Source organism: Accumulibacter sp. (genome assembly GCF_023806635.1).
Classification (GTDB): Bacteria; Pseudomonadota; Gammaproteobacteria; order Burkholderiales; family Rhodocyclaceae; genus Accumulibacter.
Map to the genome: position 1 here is coordinate 14,006 of NZ_JAMTDQ010000095.1, position 22,908 is coordinate 36,913.

Sequence of the window (22,908 nt, forward strand, 5' to 3'; positions counted from 1 at the left end):
TCACCCAGTTGATGCGCTCCGGGGTGCGTCCTGCAACCAGAAGGCTTTCGGCAAGAGCTGTACGGGGGGCGTACAGCTCTTGCCGCTCGGTTGCCCGACCCGTCTCCCGATGTCTGCCGCCCGTGCGTCTGACCACAGGGCCCTCTATCGCCTCCGCCGAACCGAACACGCGGCGAATGGTCGAAACCGCCACCCATCTGGCCGACCCCTTTTTTCCGCGACGGCTGCTGCGCAAGTCGCGCTCGACCGTCCTTTGCACTGGGGCGTCCGCGGGAGATCGACGCGGAATGCCCGGCTCCCGGTGGCAGCGCCAGCTTGCTGCTCCCGCCGGCGCAGATGGTACGCCGGTGGCAACCGTGACCGGGTCAATGGCCGCGGCCGCTGCTTGATCGGATCGGGCTGCCGTGGCACAGTCACCCCGTTGCACCGCATTCACCGTCTGGCGGCGCGGCAGCAAGCTGCCAGGGAGGAAGGAGAAGATGATCGACGCCCGCCACTATCGTGCCGAGGAAGCGCTGCGTGACGGCAGAAAGGTGGTCATCCGTTCGGTCACTCCAGAAGACAAGGCAGCCATGCTCGAGGCCTACCATGGCCTCGACCCGGCCACCCTGTACATGCGGTTCTTCGCCCCACGCCGCGAGCCGACGGCGAGGGAACTGCGCGATTGGACCGAAGTCGATTTCGTATCGACCATCCGCCTGGTGGCATGCATCGCCGCCGATGACGGCGACGAGCGCATCATCGGCGGTGCTTCGAGCTTCCGGCTGGCAGGCGCGGAAGCCGCCAGCGCCGAGATCTCGTTCACCATCGAGGAAGACTTCCAGGGTCAGGGCCTCGCCGGCAGGTTGCTGCAGCACCTGGCACACATTGCGCGGACGCTGGGAGTCAGGCGCTTCATCGCCGAGATGCTGCCGGCGAACCAGGCGATGCTGGCGGTTTTCGAGCGCAGCGGCCTGCCGATGGAGAGACGTCGCGTCGCCGGCGTCGTCCACGTCAGACTGGAACTGTGAGCGCCGGGTCGTTGCCGGCGGCAGTGCGACGCGCACCACGGCTGCGGCCGGCAGGCACCGGTCAGCGTGGCGCCGGACCTTCGCCGCCGGCTTCGGCGAGCGGCGTCACGGTGACGGCGACTTCCAGATCGTGTGCTTCACCGCCCAGGATGACACCTCGCAGTGGTGAGACATCGGCAAAATCACGCCCCCAGGCGAGGGTGATGTGCTGCGCGTCGGGCAACAGGTTGTTCGTCGGGTCGAAATCGACCCAGCGCCCGCCCTCCAGTTCGGGGCAGTAGACCGAAACCCAGGCGTGCGAGGCGTCCGCTCCGACCATCCGGGGCTGCCCGGGCGGCGGATGGGTGAGCAGGTAGCCGCTGACGTAACGTGCGGCAAGACCCTGCGAGCGCAGGCAGGAAAGCATCAGGTGGGCGAAATCCTGGCAGACCCCTCGCTTTTCCGCCAGCACCTCGAGAACCGGTGTCGCCACCGTCGTCGCTTCGGGATCGAACTCGAATTCATGGTAGATGCGGCTCATCAGGGCCTGCACCGCCTCCAGCACCGGGCGTCGGGGGGTGAAGCAGCTTCTCGCATAGGCAGCGAACTCGTGCTTCACCCGCACATGCGGTGATTCGAACTGGTAGCACGCTGCGTCGAGCAGGACCGGCCGCACGCCGTAGGCCAGCGCATCGCGTACGCGCTCCCAGGCCGGCGAGGCACTCAGGTAACCGGGCGCGCGCGGCGAAGCGACCGCCGCCTCCCTGGCGCCGGCAAGTACCGCTGCCGCTTCCCGCGGCAGGTGCGGCGCCACCTCGACCGTGCTCTCGGCATGCACCTCGAGCGTGTCGTGCGGGAATTCGAGCGCGAGTTCGCGCACCGAGTTGCCGAAGCAGTCGTGCCGCTCGCGCTCGGCGGTGGGCTGCGGCGAAACACCGATCCGGTGCTCGAGACAGCGTTGCCAGCTGCAATCGCGCGGCGTCAGGTGCAGCAGCTGGCGTGACAGGGACACCGGGCTCTCGTAGCGGTATCTGGTCTCGTGCAGGACGTGGTAGCGGGCCGGTGGCGGGGTCACGATGATCAGGAAGCGAAGGTCTGCCGGCTGACATCGCCGACGTGACTGAAGAAACGCATCTCGAGACGATCGGAGAGCGCCGCGGCAGCGAGCGATATGTCGCCGAGAAGCAGCGCCAGGTCGAGGCAGGGATCGCAGACGCGACACTGGCTGAAGCTCAGTCCCTCGAAGCGGCCAAGGTCGAAACCCTGCAGCGCTGCGCGCGCCGAGCGCATGCTCTCGTCGTGCGGGCCGCCGAGCAGGCGGCTCAGGTTGTCGAGGTAGCGGACGAGGATCTGCAACTGGAACGACACCGAATGCGGATTGCCCTCGTCGAAGACGATCAGGTCGATGGTCGGCAACACCTGCGGCTGCGTCATGTAGCGCGAACGGTAGGTGATGATGCTGTCGCTCAGCTCGAGCAGCCACTCCAGACTGCCGGCGGCCCGCGTCGACTCGAGCCGCAGGAAGCCGGCGACCATGTTGGCAAGGAACATCAGCCGTTCGATGCGGCGGCCGATGATCAGGAAACGCCAGCCATCGTCGCGCGTCATATTGTCCATCGCGAAACCGGCGAGCGACGACGAGGTGAGGAGCACCTCGTCGAGGAACGCGAGCGCATCGCTCGGTGCCAGCGGCAGCGACTCGCCAGCGGCGCCGTAACGCTGCAACCTCTGCTGCAGGCGATTGATCGCATGCCAGTTGTCGAGCGAGAAGCGTTCACGCACCTGCGTCGCCACCCAGAGCAGGCGGCGAATGTCGCCGGCCAGACCCTCACCCCACTCCTGGCTGCAGACGGCGCGCAGCAGTTCCGCTTCGCGCGATGGCGGCGGTTCGGCAGCATCGACCTTGCCGCTAGCCTGGTCTGCGGTCGGCAGCACCTGCAGGATGCGGGCGAGATCACAGACGGCGCCGAGCGCGTTCTGCGCGTCGCCACCGGCATCGATCAGTCGCGCCAGGGCAACGCGCAGCACACGCGATGTCTTGTCGCAGCGTTCGGCATAACGGCCGAACCAGTAGAGACTCTCGACGACGCGCGACGACAGGTTGCGCCCCCCACGGACGAGGTCCGCCTTGCCGACGGAGTGCTTGAGCAGGCTGAAGGTATTGACTGCCTGCTCGGTGAGCACCCAGGTGTCCTTGCTCGAACCGCCGCGCTGCATCGAGATGATGCGCGCGTTGGAAACCGCGGCGACGCGCGTCAGGCCGCCCGGCATGACGACGTGGCCGGCCGGCGTCGCCGCGACGAAGACGCGCAGGCCGACTCCGCGCGGCAGCAGCGCGCGCTCGTGGCTCTCGTGCCACGCCGGCGCCTGCGAGAAGTTGACGAGTTCTTGGGCGACATAGGCCTGTGGTCTGGCGCGCAGGCGAGCGATCATCTCCTGCCGCTGGCTGCCCTTCAGTTCGTTGCCGAAGAGCGGGTCGAAGCGCTGCGAGGGGTAGGATCCCTTGATCACCAGATCGTCGAGGTGCTCGATGGTGAACTCGAGGGCCGTCCGTTCGCCACACCACCAGGTGGCAACCGAAGGCATCAGCAGCTTCTCGCCGAGCAGCCTCTCACTGATCGCCGGCAGGAAGCCGGGCAGCGCCGGCGACTCGAGAAGGCCACTGCCGAGTGCATTGGCAACCAGCACGTTGCCGGCACGCACCGCCTGCAACAGGCCGGGGACACCCAGCGCCGAGTCGCTGCGCAATTCGAGCGGATCGCAGAAGTCGTCGTCGAGACGCCGCAGGATGGCATGGACGCGGCGCAGGCCGCTGAGCGTGCGCAGGTAGACGCGCTCGCCGCGTACCGTCAGATCGTGCCCCTCGACCAATGGGTAGCCGAGGTAGCGCGCCAGGTACGCGTGTTCGAAGTAGGTCTCGTTGTACGGTCCCGGGGTCAGCAGGACGACCAGCGCCGTCTCGCCGGTAGTTGGCGCCCAGTACGCCAGGCTGTCCTGCAGGTCACGAAAGAACGACGCGAGATGCTGCACGTGCAGGTCGCGAAACTGCTCGGGAAAGACCCGGCCGACGATCGTCCGGTTCTCGAGGGCATAGCCGGCGCCCGAAGGCGCCTGCGTGCGGTCGGCGATCACCCACCAGCGGCCATCGGGCGAGCGCGCCAGATCCGCGGCATAGAAGTGCAGATGGATGTCGCCGGGTGGCCGCAGGCCGCGGCAGGGCCAGAGATAGTTCTTGTGCCCGAAGATCAGTGCCGGCGGCAGGCTGCCGTCATGGAGCAGGGTCTGCGGACCATACAGGTCCTGCAGTACGGCATTCAGCAGTCGTGCCCGCTGGGTGACCGCTGCCGAGAGCTTCTGCCACTCGCCGGGTGACAGGATCAGCGGCAGCGGATCGAGTTCCCAGGGACGATCGGCGCCCTTGGGATCGGCGTAGACGTTGTAGGTGACGCCGTTCTCGAGGATGCGCCGCCGCACGTAGTCGAGCCGATGGCGCATCTGCTCCGGCGTTGCCGCATCGAGCTGCGTGACGAAAGACTGCCACGACGGCCGCACGCTGCCGTCTTCGGCGAGCATTTCGTCGAAGCGGTCGGACTTCTTCGGGTAGAACGAAACGAGCGATGGCGGCATGCAAACGAGGCGCGGCGATGACGCCGCGCCAGGGAGGATCAGGATCGCCGCAAGTCTAGCGTAAACGGAAAGCCGACATTCGCCGGAACCGGCTGCAGGTCGATCGCGCCGGGCGTGTGACCGAAGGGGATGAAACGCGCCAGGCGGCGACCTTCGGCCTCATTGGCGTTGACCGGATAGCGATCGGGATTGCGTCCGCCAGGGTGCTCGACGTGGTACTGGCAGCCCGCGAGCGAGTGCTTCATCCAGGTATCGACGAGGTCGAAGATCAGCGGCGCATGCACGCCGATCGTCGGATGCAGCGCCGACGGCGGATTCCACGCGCGGTAGCGGACGCCGGCAACGAATTCGCCAATCCGGCCGGTCGAACGCATCGGCAGTGCCTGGCCATTGCAACTGACGACATAGCGATCGCCGGCCATTCCCGTGACCTTGACCTGCAGGCGCTCGAGCGATGAGTCGACATAGCGCACGGTGCCGCCGATGCTGCCCTCTTCACCCATGACATGCCACGGTTCCAGTGCGTGCCGCAACTCGAGTTCGATGCCGAGGGCGTTGATCCTGCCATGCAGCGGGAAGCGGAACTCGAAATGCGGTGCAAACCAATCGTCCTGCAACGCGTAGCCGGCAGCACGCAGCTCGGCGAGGACGTCGGCGAAGTCCTGCTGGACGAAATGCGGCAGCATGAAGCGGTCGTGCAGCTCGGTGCCCCAGCGCACCAGGCGATCCGGAGCGTACGGCGAGCGCCAGAAGCGGGCGATCAGGGCGCGCAGCAGCAACTGCTGGGCGAGCGACATGCGTGCGTGCGGCGGCATCTCGAAGGCACGCATCTCGAGCAGCCCGAGGCGGCCATTCGGCCCGTCCGGCGAATACAGCTTGTCGATGCAGAACTCGGCGCGATGCGTGTTGCCCGTCGAGTCGATCAGCAGGTTGCGCAGGACGCGGTCGACGACCCACGGCGCGACACACTCGCCGTCGCCACTGCCGGCCGGGAACTGGCTGAAGGCGATCTCGAGTTCATAGACCGAGTCGTTGCGCGCCTCATCGACGCGCGGCGACTGGCTGGTCGGCCCGATGAACAGGCCGGAGAAAAGGTACGACAGCGACGGATGATTGTGCCAGTAGCTGATCAGGCTGCGCAGCAGGTCGGGGCGGCGAAGAAACGGCGAGTCGAGCACCTGCGCGCCGCCGAAGACGAAGTGGTTGCCACCGCCGGTGCCGGTGTGCCGCCCGTCGAGCATGAACTTCTCGGTACACAGTCGGGACAGGCGCGCTGCTTCGTAGAGATGCGTCGTCCGCTCGACGAGTTCGGGCCAGCTGGCGGACGGCTGGATATTGACCTCGATCACGCCCGGGTCGGGAGTGACGCGGAAACTGGCGAGACGGGGATCGGTCGGCGGTTCATAACCTTCGATGATGATCGGCGTCGCGAGCGCCTCAGCGGTCGCCTCCAGCGCAGCGACGAGTTCGAGGTAGTCGTCGAGCGCCTCGGTCGGCGGCATGAACAGGTAGAGAACGCCGTGACGGGCCTGCGCCGAGATCGCGGTACGGACGACGTCCGCCGCCGCGTCCTGACGCCAGGCGCCCGCTTCCGCACTGGCGGCATGTCCGATTGCCTCGGAGACGTGCTGCATTGCGCGCTCGGCGAAGCGATCGCCACTGATCGCCGCCTCTTCGGCACCCAGTCCCTGGCTGTGGCTGACGGCGAACTGGGCGCGGATCTCGGCATGCTGGCGCAGCGGTGGAAAGGCCTGTGTCGGATCGGGCGTGTGGATGTAGGGATAGTGCTCCTTGCGCACCCACGGCTGCGAATCGAGTGGCAGACGGTAGCCGATCGGCGAGTCACCGGGGATCAGGTGGCAGCGACCGCCACGCAGGAACCATGGTCCGCTCTGCCAGCCACCTGTCGCCGCGCGCCTGATCGGCAGCACGTGGCCGACGACATGGTCGAGGCCCTGGCGGAAGACGCGCAACAGACGCTCGCGTTCGAGTGGATCGTCGAGCCTGGAATCGAACGGGTCGACGTTTGCCGGCAAGCGGTGTTCGCGCCAGAGGTAATAGTAGACGTCCTCGTAGGCGGCAAAGACATGCTGCCGATCGATCCGCAGCCGCGCTGCGAGGGCTTCCAGGAAGCGACCGCCGAGCGCCGCGTCAGCGCCGTGGTCGCGACCTTCATCGGCGTAGAGCGCCGGGTTGTTCCATACCGGCTGGCCGTCACGCCGCCAGAAGCAGTTCAGCGACCAGCGCGGCAACTGCTCGCCGGGATACCACTTGCCCTGACCAAAGTGCTGCAGGCCATGCGGAGCATACTTCTCGCGCAGACGCTGGTAGACCTCCGCCGCGCGCAGGCGCTTGCTCGGTCCGAGGGCGTCGGTGTTCCACTCGGCGCCGTCGTGGTCGTCGATCGAGACGAAGGTCGGCTCGCCGCCCATCGTCAGGCGAACGTCGCCACGCGCGAGCTCGGTGTCGATCTGCTCGCCGAGTTGGTCGATCGCCAGCCACTGCGCGTCGCTGTAGGGCAGCGTCACACGCGGCGCTTCCCAGCAGCGCTCGATCCGCATGTGGTGCTCGAAGTCGCATTCGCACTCTTCGCTGAAGCCGGTGATCGGTGCGGCCGAAGACGGTTGCGGCGAGCAGGCGAGCGGAATGTGTCCCTCGCCGGCGAACAGGCCCGAGGTCGGGTCGAGGCCGATCCAGCCGGCACCGGGCAGGTACACCTCACACCAGGCGTGCAGGTCGGTGAAATCGCGATCGGTTCCCGAAGGACCGTCGAGCGACTTGACGTCGGGCACGAGCTGGATCAGGTAACCGGAAACGAAACGGGCAGCCAGCCCGAGATGGCGCAGCAACTGCACCAGCAACCACGCTGAATCGCGGCACGAGCCGCGGCCCAGCGCCAGCGTCTCCTCCGGCGTCTGGACGCCGGGTTCGAGGCGGATGACGTAGTCGACGACGCCCTGAACCTGCCGATTCAGGTCGACGAGAAAGTCGACGCTGCCGCGTGGCGTGCGCGGAACGTTCGCCAGCAGTTCGGCGAACAGCGGCGTCGGCGGCAGGCGGTGGAGGTACGGCTCGAGTTCCTCCTGCTGCCAATCCTCGTAGGCGAAGGGAAAGCTCGTCGCATGCGGCTCGGGAAAGAAATCGAAGGGATTGATCACCGACATGCTGGCGACGAGATCGACTTCGACGCAGAACTCGCGCGTCTTCTCGGGAAACACCAGGCGGGCGAGATGGTTTGCCTGCGGATCCTGCTGCCAGTTGATGAAGTGCTGCGCCGGGGTGATCTTCAGCGAATAGCTGAGGATCGGCGTCCGCGAATGCGGCGCCGGGCGCAGACGGACGACCTGTGGCGAGAGCGAGACCGGTCGGTCATAGCGATAGCGGGTCAGATGGTTGAGGGCGACATGGATGGACACGTTCAGCTCCAGGGGTGGGTAATCGGCTTGCCGCTGCAGGATGAGGCGCTGTCGGCTCAGAGCTGCAGCTGTTTGAGCAGGTCGGCCTCGAGCCTGACGCGATTGGCGCTCTGCTCGAGATGGCCGCCACTGATCAGGAAGGTATCCTCGACGCGTTCGCCGAGGGTGGCGATCTTTGCCGTGTGCAGGCTGGCGCCGTGCCCGGCGAGTTCCCTGGCGACGATGAACAGCAGGCCAGGCCGGTCGGCAGCGACCACCGTGAGGACGAAGAGCCGGCCGCTGTCGTCGGCATCGAGGCTGACCACCGGCCTGATGCTGACCTGCGGCTGCAGCGGGAAATACCTCACCTGCCGCGGCATGCGCCCGTTCGCCGGTGCCTCGGGCGGCAGGCGGTGGGCCAACCGGTCGCCGAGTTCGTGTTCGATGTAGCTGATCATCGCCCGGTCGCAGTCGCGGTCGCTGACGTCGAGCAGGACGAAGGTGTCGAGGGCATAGGCATGCGCGCTGGTGTGGATGCGGGCATCGACGATGCTGTAGCCGGCACGGCTGAAGAAGCCGACCATGTGCAGGAAAAGCTCGGCCTCGTCATGCGTGTAGACCATCACTTCGATGCCGGCGCCGCGCGGGTTGAGACGGGCATGGACGACCGGCTGGGAACTGTCGACACGGTCGTGCAGGGCAGACGCATGCCAGGCGATCTCCTCCGGCGACTGGCGCAGGAAGTACACCGTATCGAGCTGTTGCCACAGCCTTTCGTGCGCTCCTTCAGGCAGCGCCAGGTAACGCATCAGTCGCATCGCCTCGCGTTGCCGCTGGGCGATCACACCCCGGCTCATCAGGGTCTCGCCGTTCGAGAGCAGACTGCGCCGGGTGGTGTCGAACAACTGTTCGAGCAACTGCGCCTTCCAGCTGTTCCACACCTTCGGGCTGGTACCGCGGATATCGGCGACCGTCAGCAGGTAGAGGGCGATCAGGTGTCGCTCGTCACCGACGACGGCGGCAAATGCCGCCACGACGCCCGGATCGGCGACATCCTGTTTCTGCGCCACGCGCGACATCAGCAGGTGATGGCGGACGAGCCAGACGATCAGTTCGGCATCTTCGGCCGCAAGACCATGCTCGTCGCAGAACTCGCGCGCGTCGACGGCACCGAGTTCCGAATGGTCGCCACCGCGCCCCTTGGCGATGTCGTGGAACAGCGCGGCGATATAGAGCAGCCAGGGCTTGCCGAGGTCGCTGATCAGGCGGCTGCACAGCGGATACTCGTGTGCGAAGTCGTCCATCGTGAAGCGGCGCAGGTTGCGCAGAACCTGCACGCTGTGCTGGTCGACCGTGTAGACGTGAAACAGGTCGTGCTGCATCTGGCCGACGATGCGCCCGAAGCACGGCAGGTAGCGGCCAAGGACACCGAACTGGTTCATCAGGCGAAACACCTGGACGAGGCCGCGTTCGTGCTGCAGGATCCGCAGGAAAAGCGAACGGTTCTCCGGGCGCCGGCGGAAATCGTCGTCCACCAGCTTGCGCGCCCGCCAGAGCGCCCGCTGCGCCCTTGCGCTCATGCCCTTGAGCTCGGGATGCCCCTGCAGCAGCAAGAAGGCCTCGAGGATCGCCGATGGCTGGTCGACGAACACCTCTTCGTGGACGACATCGAGGAACTCGTGCAGGTTCTGGAAACGCTCGTTGATCGCCAGCGGCGGCTCGTCGGGCGGTGGCAGGAGGGTCGCCGCGAGGTTCTGCAGCAGGATGCCGCAAACCTGCGTGACCGTCTTCGCCCGCCGGTAGTAGCGCTGCATCAGTTGCTCGCTCGGAAGCTGCGTCGCGCTGCCGGTGCAGCCCAGCTTCGCGGCCAGCGCAATCTGGTATTCGAACAGCAGCCGGTCTTCGCGACGTCCGGCGTGCAGGTGGAGCCGCGTGCGCAGGTGACGCAGGAAGTCTTCGCACTCGACCAGCAACCTGGCCTCGTCCGCGGTGATGAAGCCCCCGTGCACGAGGTCGTGCCAGGACTCGCCGAAACCGGCAGCCTTGGCGATCCAGAGGACGAGCTGCAGGTCACGCAGCCCACCCGGCCCATCCTTGCAGTTCGCCTCGAGACTGTTCGGCGTATCGCTGAAGCGACGATGGCGGTCTTCCTGCTCGATCCGCTTCGTCTGCAGGAAGGCAACGGCGTCGATGCTGTCGGCCAGGATCGAGCGGAAGCCGGCGAACAGACGCTGGTCACCGATGAGCAGTCGGGATTCGATCATCGCCGTCTGCACGGTGGCGTCGCCGGCGGCCTCTTCCAGGCATTGCTCGACGGTGCGCACGCTGTGCCCGGTCTCCAGTCCGATGTCCCAAAGCAGGCAGACCAGCCGTTCGAGACGCTCGGCCAGCGGCCCATCGGCCTCTGCCGGCAACAGGACGAGGAGGTCGATGTCCGATGCCGGGTAAAGCTCACCGCGGCCATAGCCGCCAACCGCGACGAGGGCGAGCGATGCCGGTATGGCCAGCGCTTCCCAGGCATCGCGCAGCACCGCGTCAGTCAGCCGGCAGCGGTCGCGCAGGAGGACCGCGGCATCGGCGGTGGCGGCGAAGGACTCCTCGAGGGCCTTTTGCCCCTCCAGCAGCCTGGCCTTGAGGTCGGCGACGAGCAGCTGCCGCGCCGGCGTCTGCCGACTCATCGTCGGGTGACGAGGGGCGCGAGCCGCCTGGAAGACCAAGCGGACGACAGCAGTCCGGACCACAGCCAGTGCCGCGACCACCAGGACCAGCTTTCGAGGCCACCCCGCAGCATGCGCCAGGGCCACGACACCACCACCTGCGGTCGCCAGCGCTCGATCTCGAGCAGCTCCTGCAGCGTCGCCAGGGACGCGCCCCAGTAGGCGGACGAATCCGTCTCGCCGACCATTTCTTCGGCGCGCAGGATCGCTGCGCGCCACAGGACCTCGGCGCGCGCTTCGCTGACTCGTGCCCGGCTGGCGAGCCAGGGAAGAAGCATCGGTGTTCTCATCGGCGTTGCTCCACTCTGCGTTTGGCCCGGCGCTGCGCGCCGGGAAGCAAAAATCCGGCGGCCACACGGTGCCACACCTCACCCGTCCACCTGGCGCGACAGGGGTCTTGGCCTGCTCGTCTAGCAAGATCCATGCGAGCAGCGATCGCGACTGGGCGTGCGGTTGTCGCTCCCCGGCCCGGCGATCCTGCCTGCCGCTTCGCGGCCCGAGTCGTCGGTGGCTTCACGGGTTGCCGGGAGATGCCGTGCTGCGGCCGAGGACACGGTAGCCGGGAGCTTCGGCCTGCGGTCGCAAGGACCCTCTTCGTTGCGGGGCATGGCGGCACAACGACGGTGCGTCGACCCGGCATGGGGCCCCAGGACTGGGCATTGGCTGGCGACAAGAGCGGCTGGGCGGCTGCCGGCAACGGCAGCCCTGGGGCAACGGACTGTTCGCGGTCGACGGTCCACAAGGCACCGCGATCCTTCGTCCTGTCCAGCACGGCCGCGGCGCCGGCGGTTCGCTCATGAGTCCGCAGCGACCAGCCGGTCACTGCGCGAGGCTCTCTCGCCGCACCGCAAGCGGCGTTGGGTGTCTGCGCTTGCAGCCAGGTACGCGTCTTGCTTTGCTGTTGGCTGTGGCAGCGCCGCGACGGTCTGCCATGCCTGCAAGCACGATCCGCTCCGCGGGCTGGTGACAGGCGGCATGATGACGGAGCGTCGCCGCGCCACGGCGTCCCTGGAATGGGCACCGGCGCGTGCTGAACGCTGCCTGCCAGGAGCCAGCGACGAGGTTCGTGCACACTCGGGAGGAACGACATGGGAAGCGGGATACCGGTAGCGATCTTCAAGGTGGATGCCGAGCCGGCGGTCGAACTGCCGCTGCTGCGCTCGACTCAGGGCAGCACGTGCCTGGACATTCGCAGTCTAGGCGCCAGCAGCGGTTGCTTCGCGTACGACTCCGGCTACGGCTCGACCGCCTGTTGTCGGTCGGGGATCAGTCTGGTCGACGCCGAAAGCGGCGAGTTTCTCTATCGGGGCTACCCGCTCGAGCAACTGGCCGAGCAGTGTGACTACCTCGAGGTCGCCTACCTGCTGCGCAACGGCGAGTTGCCCGACTTGCACCAACGCGCCTCCTTCGCAGAGGCGATCGGGCGTCAGGCGGCGCTGCACGAGCAGATGGTGAAGCTCTATGAGGGCTTTCGCCGCGATGCCCGGCCGATGGCGGTGATGGTCGGTGTCGTCGGCGCCCTGTCGGCATTCGATCACGCGGCCGGCGAGTTCAACGCGCCCGAACAGCGACAGCTTCGCTTCGAGCAGGTCGTCGCCCGGCTGCCGACGATCGTCGCCATGGCCTACAAGTATTCGATCGGACAACCGTTCATGAAACCGCGCCGGGACCTTTCCTACGGCGCCAACTTCCTTCACATGCTGTTCGCGACGCCGCGCGAGGAGTACGTTCCGAATCCCGTGCTCGCCCGCGCCGTCGACCGGATGCTGACGCTGCACGCCGACTGCGGGCTCGATGCCGCGAGTGCGACGGTGCGCATGGCCGGTTCTTCGGGAGCCAACCCCTACGCCTGCCTGTCGGCAGGAATCGCCTGTCTGTCGGGGAAGGCGCTTGGCGGATCCGGTGAGGCATGCCTGGCGATGCTCGCCGGCATCGGCGACGCCGCCCGCGCCGGCGAGCTCGTCGCGCGGGCGCGCGAGTTGCCCGCAGGCGCGAGGTTGCCCGGCTTCGGCGGCGGCGGCGCTTGCGGAGCGCACGACCCGCGCCTGCCGGTGATGCGCGAGACCTGCCACGAAGTCCTGCGCGAAACCGGCCTGGTGGACGGTCGCTTCGGCAGGCTGGTGCGGGCGGTCGAAGGCGTCGCGCTCGAGGATCGCGTTCTCGTCGAGCGCAGTCTGCAACCGGACACCGAGTTCTACTGCGCGGTGGCGCAACACGCACTCGGAATTCCATCGTCGATGTTCGCCTGCACGCTGGCGATGGCACGGGCCGCTGGCTGGATGGCGCATTGGGAAGAGATGCTGACCGACCCGGAGTACCGCATCGCGCGCCCACGACAGCTCTATGCCGGACCGTTGCGGCGGCCGCTGGCGGCGGCGCCGGCAAGCTGACCGCTTCGCCGGCAAGGGCACCACGATCGGCGCTGGCGCCAGCGCAGCGGCATCGCGGCCTGCCGGCTGGCCGCTCGTTGACCAGCAGACTGCTCGCGGCGCATAATCCGCAGCAGTTGCAGGGTGACCGTTGCGTCACCCGGTGGCGGTCGCCGGGGGATGGCCATGTTTCGTTGCAGACGCTGGATCTCGCTCTGGCTGGCGTTGATCGTCCTTGTGGCGCATCCGGTCAGGGCTGCGAGCCTCGCCGAAGGGTTTTCCCGCCTGCCGGCAGGCGCCGTGGTTCTGCTGATGCCGCTGGACATCGAGCTCTTCTCGGTCAGCGCCGGCGGAATTCTCGAACCGCAGGCCGAGTGGACCGAAAAGGCGCACGCCAACCTCAGGCAGGCCTTCCTGACCCGCAGCAGCGCGCTGCAGATCAACTTCATACCGCTGCCGGGTGAAGCCGATGACGTCGTCGAGCGACTGAACCGCCTGCATGGCGCGGTCGGCCAAGCGATCGCCCTGCACCACCGCGGTGCCTTCGCGTTGCCGACCAAGGAGGGCAGGCTCGACTGGTCGCTCGGCGAGGAGGCGGCGCTGATGCGCGAGCGCACCGGCGCCGACTACGCGCTCTTCGCCTTCGTCCGTGACAGTTACGCGAGCAACGAACGGGTTGCCATGATGGTCGTCGGTCTCCTGCTGGGCGTCGGCCTCGGCGGCGGCATGCAGGTGGGCTACGCTTCGCTGGTCGATCTGGCGACCGGACAGGTGGTCTGGTTCAACACCCTGCTGCGGGCTTCGGGCGACCTGCGCGAGCCGGAAAAGGCACGTGAATCGTGCGACGCGCTGCTCGACAAGTTCCCGGAGTAGGATCCGTGGAGCGGCGTCGGTTCGTCAGCGGTTGCGCCTGCTGCGGGCTGCTGGCCAGCGCATCGACGCTGCTCGCCGCCAGCCAGGCCGTGTTGCCGGCACGCCTCGACCGGCCAGGGCCAGGCAGCGACGAGGGCGGGCTCTGGTCGCTGCTGGCACGCGAAGAGGAACGCCTGCAGCGAAGCCGCTTCCTGCTGCGCGACGAAGCCCTCAACGCCTACGTGTCCGGACTCGCGTGCCGTCTCGGCGGCGACCATTGCCCTGATATCCGCGTGTATATCGTTCGCTCGCCCTTCTTCAACGCCTCGATGGCACCAAACGGCATGTTGCAGGTGTGGACCGGCCTGCTGCTGCGGATGGACAACGAAGCGCAACTGGCGGCCGTCCTCGGTCACGAGATCGGTCACTACGTCGGCCGCCACGGCCTCGAGCAGTTGCGCGACGCCAAGTCGCGCACCGCTCTCGGCCAGTTTCTCGGCATGGCGTTCGGTGCCGCCGGTGTCGGCGCGGCCGGTTCGCTCGCTCAACTGGCCCTGCTTGCAGGCATGTTCGCCTACTCGCGCGAGCACGAACGTGAGGCGGATCGGATCGGCCAGGAACTCGTCGCCGCCGCCGGCTACCCGCCGATCGAAGCGGCTAAGGTCTGGCAACAACTGGTTGCCGAACTCAAGGCGGAAGAGGAGTGGTCGGGGAACGCCGGCAGCCGCAGTGTCTTCTTCGCCAGCCACCCGGATCCGGAGGAGCGCAGCCAGCTGATGGCGAGTCGGGCAGCGACGATGAACGGTGACCGCGGCGACGTGGCGAGCGCCCCCTACGCACGGCAGATCCGTGGCCACCGCCGGCAGTGGCTGGAAGACGAGCTGCGCCGGCGCAAGGCGGGCGAGACGATTGCACTCTGCGAGCGCCTGCTGCGACAGTCCGATGACGGCGAAACCCGTTTCTTCCTGGGCGAGGCCTACCGGCTGCGCTCCGGCGACGGCGACGGAACTCGCGCGCTTGCCGAGTATGAGCTTGCCGAGTCGCACGCCGACTGCCCGCCGGAGATGTACCGTTCGCGCGGGCTGTTGCAGCGGCAGGCTGGCGAGACGGCAGCCGCGAGCGCTTCGTTCAGCCGCTACCTGGCGCTGCGCCCCGCTGCCGACGACGCCGAAATGATCCGTAGCTATCTGCAGGAGGGACGCTGAGATGTCGCGCTGGCTGCTGCTTCTGCTGCTGACGCTGCTCGCCGGTTGTGCCGGCATGGCGAAGGTCGGTCCGGGCGAGGTGACGGTGCGGGATTCCCTCGCGGTGACCCTCGACGGCGCCTGGAACCAGTATGCGATCGGCCTGACACGCAAGAGCGAAGTGTGGACCCTCGACGGTCTGCCGCTCGACCGCCTCGTCTTCTTCGTCGGCATCGCCGACGGCGAGGCGCTGGCCGAACTTGGGCAGCGCAAGGACCGTCAGATTCCGAAGTTCCGGGCAGGCATGCAGGCGCACGAGGTCGTCGAGATGTACGAGGTCTTCGCCACCCACGACGGCAGCTCGTTCCAGCGCCTGAAGCTGGCTCCGGCTCCCTTTGCCGGTGGCGACGGCTTCCGTTTCGAGTTCTCGCGCGTGCGCAAGGGGGATGAACTCGATATGCGCGGCATCGGTTACGGTGCAATACGTGCTGGCAAGCTCTATCTGCTGATATTCGAGGCGGCGAGCAGCCATTACTATGCGCGGAACGTCGGCCGCTTCGAAGCGGTGGTGCAGTCGGTACGCATCCGCGGCTGAAGCACCGCCCTGGCCAGCGCTGACGGGTCGGCACTTGACCGGAGCGGTCGGCTCTGCGTCGTGACCACAGGGAGAATGGCCTTGCACATCGTCGTCGCTCCGGATTCCTTCAAGGGCAGCCTGCCGGCGAGCGACGTCGCTGTGGCCATGGAGCGCGGCATTCGGCTGGTGTTTCCCGCCGCCGATGTGCGACTGGTGCCGATCGCCGATGGCGGCGAGGGTACGGTCGCCGCGCTGGTCGCCGCCACCGGCGGTACGCTGCGCCAGACGCGCGTCAGCGGGCCCTTGCACGAGCCGGTGCTGGCGCAATGGGGCGTACTCGGCGACGGAAGGACGGCGGTCATCGAGATGGCGGCCGCATCGGGGCTCACCCTGTTGCCACCCGCGCAGCGCGATCCCTGCCGGACGACGAGCTTCGGCACCGGCGAACTGATCCGCGCCGCACTCGACTGCGGACTGCGCCGGATCATCGTCGGGCTCGGCGGCAGCGCGACCAACGATGGTGGGGCCGGCATGGCACGCGCTCTCGGGGCACGCTTCAGCGATGAGGCTGGCCGCGAGCTGCCCGACGGCGGCGCGGCGCTGGCGCGGCTCGAGCGGGTCGACATCGCGGGCCTCGACCGGAGATTGCAGGAGACCGGGATCATCGTCGCCTGCGACGTCGACAACCCGCTCTGCGGGCCGCGCGGCGCTTCGGCCACCTTCGCCCCGCAGAAGGGAGCGAGTGCCACCGCAGTCGGCGCGCTCGATTCCGCTCTCGCTCGCTACGCCGGGCACGTTCGCCGGGCGACCGGTCGCGACGTCGGCGGGTTGCCGGGTGCCGGAGCCGCCGGCGGGCTCGGCGCCGGGCTGCTCTTCTTCACACCGGCGAAACTCCGGCCGGGGGTCGACATCGTCCTCGAAGCGGTGGGCTTCGCCGAGATCGTCAGGCACGCCGACTTCGTCGTCACCGGCGAGGGCCGCACCGACTTCCAGACGGCCTTCGGCAAGGCGCCGATCGGCGTCGCCAGGCTCGCCCGGCGATTCGGCGTTCCCGTGTTCTGCGTCTCGGGTGCTCTCGGTGAAGGTGCGGACGATGTCCTGGAGCAGGGAATCGACGCGACGATGAGCATCTGCGAGCGGCCGATGCCGCTCGACGAATGCATGCGAACGGCCGGGCCGCTGATCGAATCGGCGACGGCCCGCCTGTGCCGCATCATCCGCGCCAGCCGGCAGGGCCGCGGGTGCGCCTGAAAGCGGCGCGGCGAACGCGGGGGGCGGCCTGGCTCAGCGCCGTGACAAGCTGCGCCGAGGGCAGCGCCTCAGCCGAAGTGGCATACGTAATCGAGGGTTTCGAGAGTCTCGATGTCGAAACTCGAGTTGGCGGGCACCGCGAAGCGCTCACCACCCGAGTAGTTCCGCCACTCGCTCTCACCGGCAAGGCGGATGCGGCAGCGGCCGGCGTTGAGTTCCATCACCTCGGACGCGGCCGTGTTGAAGGTCAGCGACGAGGGAAAGATGACACCGATCGTCTTGCGCGTGCCGTCCGCAAGCAGCAGCGTATGGCTGACGCACTTGCCGTCGAAATAGATGTTGGCCTTCTTGACCACCGAGACGTTGTCGAACTGCGACATGGTTTTCCTTTCGATTCTCCGGCAGACGGCGACAGGGACAACGGCAACGCCAGGCCCGCTGCCGGATTCCTCATCACCGCTGCGTGCTGCGCCAGCAGCCGGCGTTGTTCCACACCATCCGCCAGCGCCTGGCGGCCGCGGCGAGCAGGCGCATTCTGCCACAGCGGGGAAGCGGGCGGGAGGAGAAACTGGGCGGCGAAGTGGTCGATGCAGCGTCCCGAAAGCGATGTGCGGACGGACCCGTGCTGACCGCCGGCCGCTGGGCGCGCATCCTCCGTCGACGGTTTCGCGGCTGGCCGGTGTGTCGCGAGTCCCTTCCACGTGCAGGAGCGCTGCCAGAGTTCATCCGGTGCCGGAAGCTGGTCGCGCGCGAGTTGGCTTTCGATCTGCCCGGCGTGGCTGGTGCGGTCGCGAGAGAGGAAGCCGTCGCCGTTGCTGCTGAACACGCACCGCAGACCCGGCGTCTCGCAGTGCTCGATGATGATCGAGCGCCATCGAGAGCAGCGGCGGGGCAACGAGAATACCGATTGCGCGCGGTTGCTTCTCGCCGCTGACGCTTCGCTGTCAGCGTCGCAGTTGCCTGGCCCCGCAGCGAAGGCAAGGGATTCCTGAAAGTGATAGAGTCTGCGGCCAACCGCTTGGAATGGGAGCCAGGCGGGCAGGAAGCGACACAAATTGGACGTGAGCCGCAGCGATGACCCGGAAAGCATTTCTCGCAAGCCGATCTGACCGCCTGGGATTCTCAACCGGCGGTGCGATCAGTTCCCGCACGGCCATGCTGGCTGAATTCGAGGCCCTTGCTGCTGCCGTGCCACCTGATGCCGGGGCGCACGCCTACCGCCAAGCCATCGTCAACGACAACGTTCTCCACAAGGCCACCGCTGCCAACCGCGAAAAGACCTTCAAGTTTCTGCGCCGTCTCTACGCCCTCGATCCGGCGACCTGCCTGTTCCGCGAGCTGCGTCGCCTGCATCGCTTTGCAGCCTGTGATTCCCGGCTCCTGGTGGGTCTGCTGGCCATGGCACGGGAGCCGATCTTGCGGGAATGTCTCGGCAGCGTGCTGGCAGTTCCCATTGGCGAGAGCATCGGTCGACAGCATTTTGAAGACTGGATGCGTCGTCATGCGCCCGGCCAGTATTCCGAATCCATGTTCGTCAGCTTCAGCCACAACCTCTATGGTTCCTTCCATCAGTTCGGCTATCTCGGCGAATCGGTCGGCAGCGCGCGCAGTCGGATCCACCCCAAGGTCGGTATCGCATCGACTACCTACGCCGCCTTCCTCGATTGGCTGCACGGCATGAGCGGCGTCTCGCTGCTGCAGGGCCCTTATTCGAGGGCGCTCGATGTCGGCACCGATGAGCACATTGCCGTGCTCACTGCGGCAGGCCGTCAAGGCCTGCTCAGGGCCGCCTATTCGGGCGGCGTGCTCGATCTGGCCTTTCCCGGCTTCCTGAAACCTGATGAAGCGAGGCTCACGGCATGAACCTGGCGCAGACCATACTTGAACGCCTCAAGGAACACCTCGCCTTGCCATGGCCGGACAACGTCTCTCCCCGCGAACGCGTCGTGATGGTGGTCTATCCCCCCAGCGACGAGCGCAAGCTGCGCCGCCTGATCGAAACCGGCGAGTTCGCCAGCGAGATCAGGACCACCGGCCACGGCTGGACCGAATATGACCTGGCGACTGAGTTCTCTGCCTGGCTGGCGGACTACGAATACCGCGACCGCTACCTCAGTCGTCCCGAGCGGCTCTGGGACGATGGCGGCAATGTGCGTGGCCTGGAGGAATACCTGGTGAACAGGATCGCCGACATCACCCGCAGCCTGACCGTCAATGACGTGCTGGCCCTGGTCGGCAGTGGCGGCCTGTTTGGCCTGCACAGTGTCTCGACTCTGATCGAGCACATCGAGAGCCACATTCCGGGTCGGCTGGTGATCTTCTTTCCCGGCGAGCACGACGCCAGGAGCAACAGTTATCGCCTGCTCGGCGCCAAGGACGGCTGGGGCTACCTCGCCGTTCCCATCACCTGCTAGTTGCCGATGACATCCACGACGGACACCACGATGAAGAACCGCGACGTATTCGACAAGGACATCGACGCCTTCTCCCTCGAAAACCAGGGGGTCGCCAAGGTCGATGAGGCACTTGACGAGCAGCAACGGCAAACCCTGCGCTTCGAACTGGAGACCTTCGTCTGCAGGGGCCACTATGAAGAAGGCCTGCATCGCATTCTCGACTCCTTCGCCGACACCCTGCGCAGAAGGCACGAATCGCCCCCCGCCTGGGTCTCCGGCTTCTTCGGCAGCGGCAAGTCGCACCTGGTCAAGATGGCCCGTGCGCTGTGGACGAACGAACCCTTCGCCGATGGTCGCACGCCGCGCGACATCGCCCGGCTCCCCTCCTCGGTTGCGGACACCCTCAAGGAAATCGACACCCTGGCACGCCAGCGCAAGACCACCCTGCGCGCTGCCGCCGGCACCCTGAGCCAGGGCGAAGGCGACAGCATCCGCAAGGCCGTGCTCAGCATCGTCTTCAAGGCCGTCGGCCTGCCTTCAAGGTTCGACGAAGCCAGGGCCCTGATGTGGCTTCGCGACGAGCGTATCGATGCGGAGGTGAATGCCACCCTCGCCGCGAAGAGTCGCAGCCTGGTGGGGGAGATCAAGAATCTCTATGTCTCGACCCATCTCCAGGACGCCATCCTGAAGGCCAAGCCGAGCCTGGCACGCGATGCGATTGAATTGGGCGATACCCTGGAAATGCAGTTCGCCACCAAGGGCGACATCACGCAAGACGACTTTCTGGCCTATTTCGGCAAGGCCGTCAGCCGCGACGGCGAGATGCCCATCTTCCTGCTGGTGCTCGACGAACTCCAGCAATACATCGCCGATAGCGCGGATCGCGCCATGCGCGTGCAGGAAGTCATCGAGAGCCTGAGCAAGCACTTCGATGGTCGCGTGCTGCTCATCGCCACCGGCCAGAGCGCCCTGACCGGCACTCCCGTGCTCTCCAAGTTGTTGGGGCGCTTTGCCGTGCAGGTGCAACTCGCCGATTCCGATGTCGAGGAAGTTCTGCGCGAAACCGTGCTGAAGAAGAAAGCCAGCAGCAGCCAGCCGCTCAAGGAACTGTTCGGCCCGGCGGGCTGCCTGGGCGAGATCGCTGCGCATCTGCAGGGCAGCACTTTCGCGCATCGGCGCGACGATGAAGGGCTTCTTGGCCCCAGCTACCCGCTGCTGCCCACCCGGCAACGGCTTTGGGAGCGCGTCCTCGCCACCACCGACGCCAGCGGCACCGGCGTGCAGTTGCGCTCGCAGTTGCGCCTCGCCTTCGATGCCGTGCGCAAGAGCAAGGATGCGCAACTCGGGCACATCGTCGGCGGCGACTTCATCTACGACGAAATCCGCATGCGCCTGCGCCAGTCCAGCCAGATCAGCGCCGAGACCGCCAACGCCATCGACAAGCTCGACGGCGCCAGGGACGAACGTTCGCGGCTCAAGGCCCGCGCCCTCAAGGCCGTCTTCCTGCTGACCCGCGTCAGCAGCAACTCGGCCCAGGATACCGGCCTGCACACGGATGCCCAGACCATCGCCGATGTCCTGGTCGATGACCTGACCCAACACAGTTCTGCCCTGCGCGGCGATGTCGCTGTCGTACTCGAAGAGCTGGTCGCGAAAGACCGCCTGCTGATGAAGGTGTCGGCAGGAGGCCTCGAAGAGTACCGCCTGCAAACCAAGGAAAGCGCCGACTGGTTTGCCTACCAAAGGGGCGAGGAAGAGGCTCTGCGCAGCGACCCATCGGCCTACGAAAGCAAGATCCGCGAGCAACTCATGCAACGGGCCGCTGAGCAGATACGCAAGCTGGCCATACCGCAGGGCGTCAGCCGCGAGATTCGCCGCCTCAAGATTCACAGCGATCCGATCGCCGCCCCCAGGGTCGAGGGCGACGTGCCCGTCTGGCTCCGTTCCGACCTGGATGGCACCCAGGCCAAAGAAGTCTTGGTGGATGCAACGCGTGCCGGGATCAACTCGGCCATCGTCTTCGCCCACGTCGCCCTGCCGCGCAAGGACGAACTGGTGCGCGCCATCATCACCCGCGAAGCCGCCGAGCGCACCCTCGGCCATTTTGGCGAGGCGCAGACCCCGGAAGGCCTGGAGGCGCGCAATGCTCTGGCCAAGCAGAAGCGCGACGCCGAGTCTCGCGCCGATGAACTGATCAAGCTGGCGCTTGAGCAAGGCCAAGTCGTCCAGGGCGGCGGCCAGGTCGTCGATGAGGGCAGCACCCTCGATGCCCGGCTCAAGAAGGCCGGTACCGACGCCACAACCCGGCTGTTCCGCAAGTTCGCCATGGTCGATGCCCCCGGCTGGGGCAAGGCGCTGGAAGACGCTCAGCGCGGCCTGACCAGCGCGCTGGAGAAGGTCGGCCATGCCGGCGCTCCGCAAACCCATCCGGGAGCACAAGAGATTCTCGCCTTCATCGGACCGGGCGCCGCCAAGGGCAACAAGCTGCGCGAGCGCTTCATGGCTGAACCCTACGGCTGGTCGCAGGATGCCGTCGATGCACTGCTCGCCACGCTGTTCCATGTCGGCCAGTTGCGCATCATCAATGCCAGCGGCGCACCCTGGCCCCCCGGCAGGTTCATCGTCCGCGATGTCACCGCCAGTACCTTCTCCCGCGAGACTGCGCCGCTATCCAACGACGAGAAACGCGCCATCGCCCGGCTGGTCAAGTGCAAGCCCGACGAAGCCGAAGCGTGCGCGTCCGAGTTTGTCACCAAGCTCAAGGACGCGCTGACCCGTGCCACGGGCGCCGCGCCGCGTCCAGAAGCGCGGCCCAACGAACTGATCGACGAACTCTCGGCCACCTCCGGCCGCGATCTGGTCAAACGTCTCGCTGAAGAAGAAAAGGCCGCCGCCGACTTGCTCGCTGCCCTCGAAGCCCAAGCCAGCAAGATCGCCCAACGCGAACCGCAGTGGCAGCAACTCAATGACCTGCTCGGCTACATGAAAGGGCGCGCCGAAGCCGCCGCGCTCACCACCGAACGCGATGCCATCCGCGGCGGCCGCCTGCTGCTCGACGATCCGGACAAAGTCGAGCCGCTCGTCCATCGCGCCGCCGATGCCCTCCGTGCCGTCATGAACAAGAATTTCGGCGCCTACCGCAGCGAATACGAACGGTGTACCCAGGAACTCGAAGAGGCGCCCCAGTGGGGCAAACTGGCGCCGGAAGATCGCGCTGCCATCCTGCGCGATATCCAGCTATCCGCCCCGGAAGACACCCCCAAGCTCGGCACCCTGGCCGAATTGCTCGACTCGCTGGCGGCCTGCTCGCCGCAGCGTTGGGCGGAGAAACGCGACGCCCTCGGCGGCCAACTGAGCCGTGCCTTTACCCTGGCCGCCCAGAAGCTCGAACCCAAGGCGCAGCCCGTAAGCGCACCGCACCGCATCCTGTACAACGAGGCCGACCTCGATGCCTGGCTGGCCGAGGTTCGACAAACCGTGCTGGCGAAGCTGTCCGACGGGCCGGTGCAGCTTTGATGTTGCGCTACAGTGCAAATAATGATTCACAAGTA

General features: G+C 67.0%; 15 protein-coding genes. 9 read left to right on the forward strand and 6 right to left on the reverse strand.

Annotated features, from left to right (window positions below):
* Positions 1 to 404 precede the first annotated feature (404 nt).
* The gene (locus NFW30_RS16685; protein ID WP_295358142.1) at positions 405 to 1,010 is read left to right on the forward strand and encodes a GNAT family N-acetyltransferase; all 606 of its coding nucleotides are present in this window, start codon (positions 405 to 407) and stop codon (positions 1,008 to 1,010) included.
* A 61-nt stretch (positions 1,011 to 1,071) separates the two neighbouring features.
* On the opposite strand, the gene NFW30_RS16690 is transcribed toward NFW30_RS16685, so the two are convergent.
* From NFW30_RS16690 to NFW30_RS16710, 5 genes are read right to left on the reverse strand one after another with little or no spacing between them, the layout of a single operon-like run.
* Positions 1,072 to 2,064, reverse strand: a complete 993-nt coding sequence (locus tag NFW30_RS16690) for a transglutaminase family protein (RefSeq protein ID WP_295358145.1) — start codon at positions 2,062 to 2,064, stop codon at positions 1,072 to 1,074.
* Between the two features lie 5 nt (positions 2,065 to 2,069).
* Positions 2,070 to 4,616, reverse strand: coding sequence for a circularly permuted type 2 ATP-grasp protein (locus NFW30_RS16695; protein WP_295358148.1), 2,547 nt, complete (start codon positions 4,614 to 4,616; stop codon positions 2,070 to 2,072).
* A 38-nt stretch (positions 4,617 to 4,654) separates the two neighbouring features.
* Complete coding sequence (locus NFW30_RS16700; protein WP_295358151.1) at positions 4,655 to 8,032, reverse strand: transglutaminase family protein; 3,378 nt, start codon at positions 8,030 to 8,032, stop codon at positions 4,655 to 4,657.
* 56 nt (positions 8,033 to 8,088) lie between these two features.
* Positions 8,089 to 10,689 carry a [protein-PII] uridylyltransferase gene (locus tag NFW30_RS16705; RefSeq protein ID WP_295358154.1) on the reverse strand — a complete coding sequence of 867 codons (2,601 nt, stop codon included), beginning with the start codon at positions 10,687 to 10,689 and terminating at the stop codon, positions 8,089 to 8,091.
* On the reverse strand, positions 10,686 to 11,018 hold the full coding sequence (locus tag NFW30_RS16710; RefSeq protein WP_295358157.1) for a hypothetical protein: 333 nt from the start codon (positions 11,016 to 11,018) through the stop codon (positions 10,686 to 10,688). Before NFW30_RS16710 ends, NFW30_RS16705 begins: the two co-directional genes overlap by 4 nt.
* Before the next feature lie 798 nt (positions 11,019 to 11,816).
* Between NFW30_RS16710 and gltA the strand changes: the two genes are divergently transcribed.
* From gltA to NFW30_RS16735, 5 genes are all read left to right on the forward strand, one after another.
* The gene (gene gltA / locus NFW30_RS16715) at positions 11,817 to 13,118 is read left to right on the forward strand and encodes a citrate synthase (protein ID WP_295358159.1); all 1,302 of its coding nucleotides are present in this window, start codon (positions 11,817 to 11,819) and stop codon (positions 13,116 to 13,118) included.
* A 165-nt stretch (positions 13,119 to 13,283) separates the two neighbouring features.
* Entirely contained in the window at positions 13,284 to 13,970 is a 687-nt protein-coding gene (locus tag NFW30_RS16720) for a hypothetical protein (protein WP_295358162.1), read from the forward strand.
* Between the two features lie 5 nt (positions 13,971 to 13,975).
* The gene (locus NFW30_RS16725; protein WP_295358165.1) at positions 13,976 to 15,154 is read left to right on the forward strand and encodes a M48 family metallopeptidase; all 1,179 of its coding nucleotides are present in this window, start codon (positions 13,976 to 13,978) and stop codon (positions 15,152 to 15,154) included.
* A gap of 1 nt (position 15,155) precedes the next feature.
* Entirely contained in the window at positions 15,156 to 15,728 is a 573-nt protein-coding gene (locus NFW30_RS16730; RefSeq protein ID WP_295358168.1) for a hypothetical protein, read from the forward strand.
* Between the two features lie 81 nt (positions 15,729 to 15,809).
* Complete coding sequence (locus NFW30_RS16735; RefSeq protein WP_295358170.1) at positions 15,810 to 16,961, forward strand: glycerate kinase; 1,152 nt, start codon at positions 15,810 to 15,812, stop codon at positions 16,959 to 16,961.
* Between the two features lie 68 nt (positions 16,962 to 17,029).
* On the opposite strand, the gene NFW30_RS16740 is transcribed toward NFW30_RS16735, so the two are convergent.
* Positions 17,030 to 17,341 (reverse strand): pyrimidine/purine nucleoside phosphorylase, encoded by a 312-nt coding sequence (locus NFW30_RS16740; RefSeq protein WP_295358173.1) that lies wholly within the window; start codon positions 17,339 to 17,341, stop codon positions 17,030 to 17,032.
* Positions 17,342 to 18,116: 775 nt separating this feature from the next.
* On the opposite strand from NFW30_RS16740, the gene NFW30_RS16745 reads away from it, so the two are divergent.
* Genes NFW30_RS16745 through brxC form a run of 3 tightly spaced genes read left to right on the forward strand, consistent with a single transcriptional unit; the run spans position 18,117 to position 22,873 of the window.
* A complete protein-coding gene (locus tag NFW30_RS16745; RefSeq protein WP_295358176.1) occupies positions 18,117 to 18,824 on the forward strand; it encodes a hypothetical protein in 708 nt (235 codons plus the stop codon).
* Positions 18,821 to 19,375: a DUF1788 domain-containing protein gene (locus NFW30_RS16750; RefSeq protein ID WP_295358178.1), complete on the forward strand. Its 555-nt coding sequence runs from the start codon at positions 18,821 to 18,823 to the stop codon at positions 19,373 to 19,375. Before NFW30_RS16745 ends, NFW30_RS16750 begins: the two co-directional genes overlap by 4 nt.
* Before the next feature lie 30 nt (positions 19,376 to 19,405).
* A complete protein-coding gene (gene brxC / locus NFW30_RS16755; RefSeq protein ID WP_295358181.1) occupies positions 19,406 to 22,873 on the forward strand; it encodes a BREX system P-loop protein BrxC in 3,468 nt (1,155 codons plus the stop codon).
* The last annotated feature ends 35 nt before the right edge of the window (positions 22,874 to 22,908 follow it).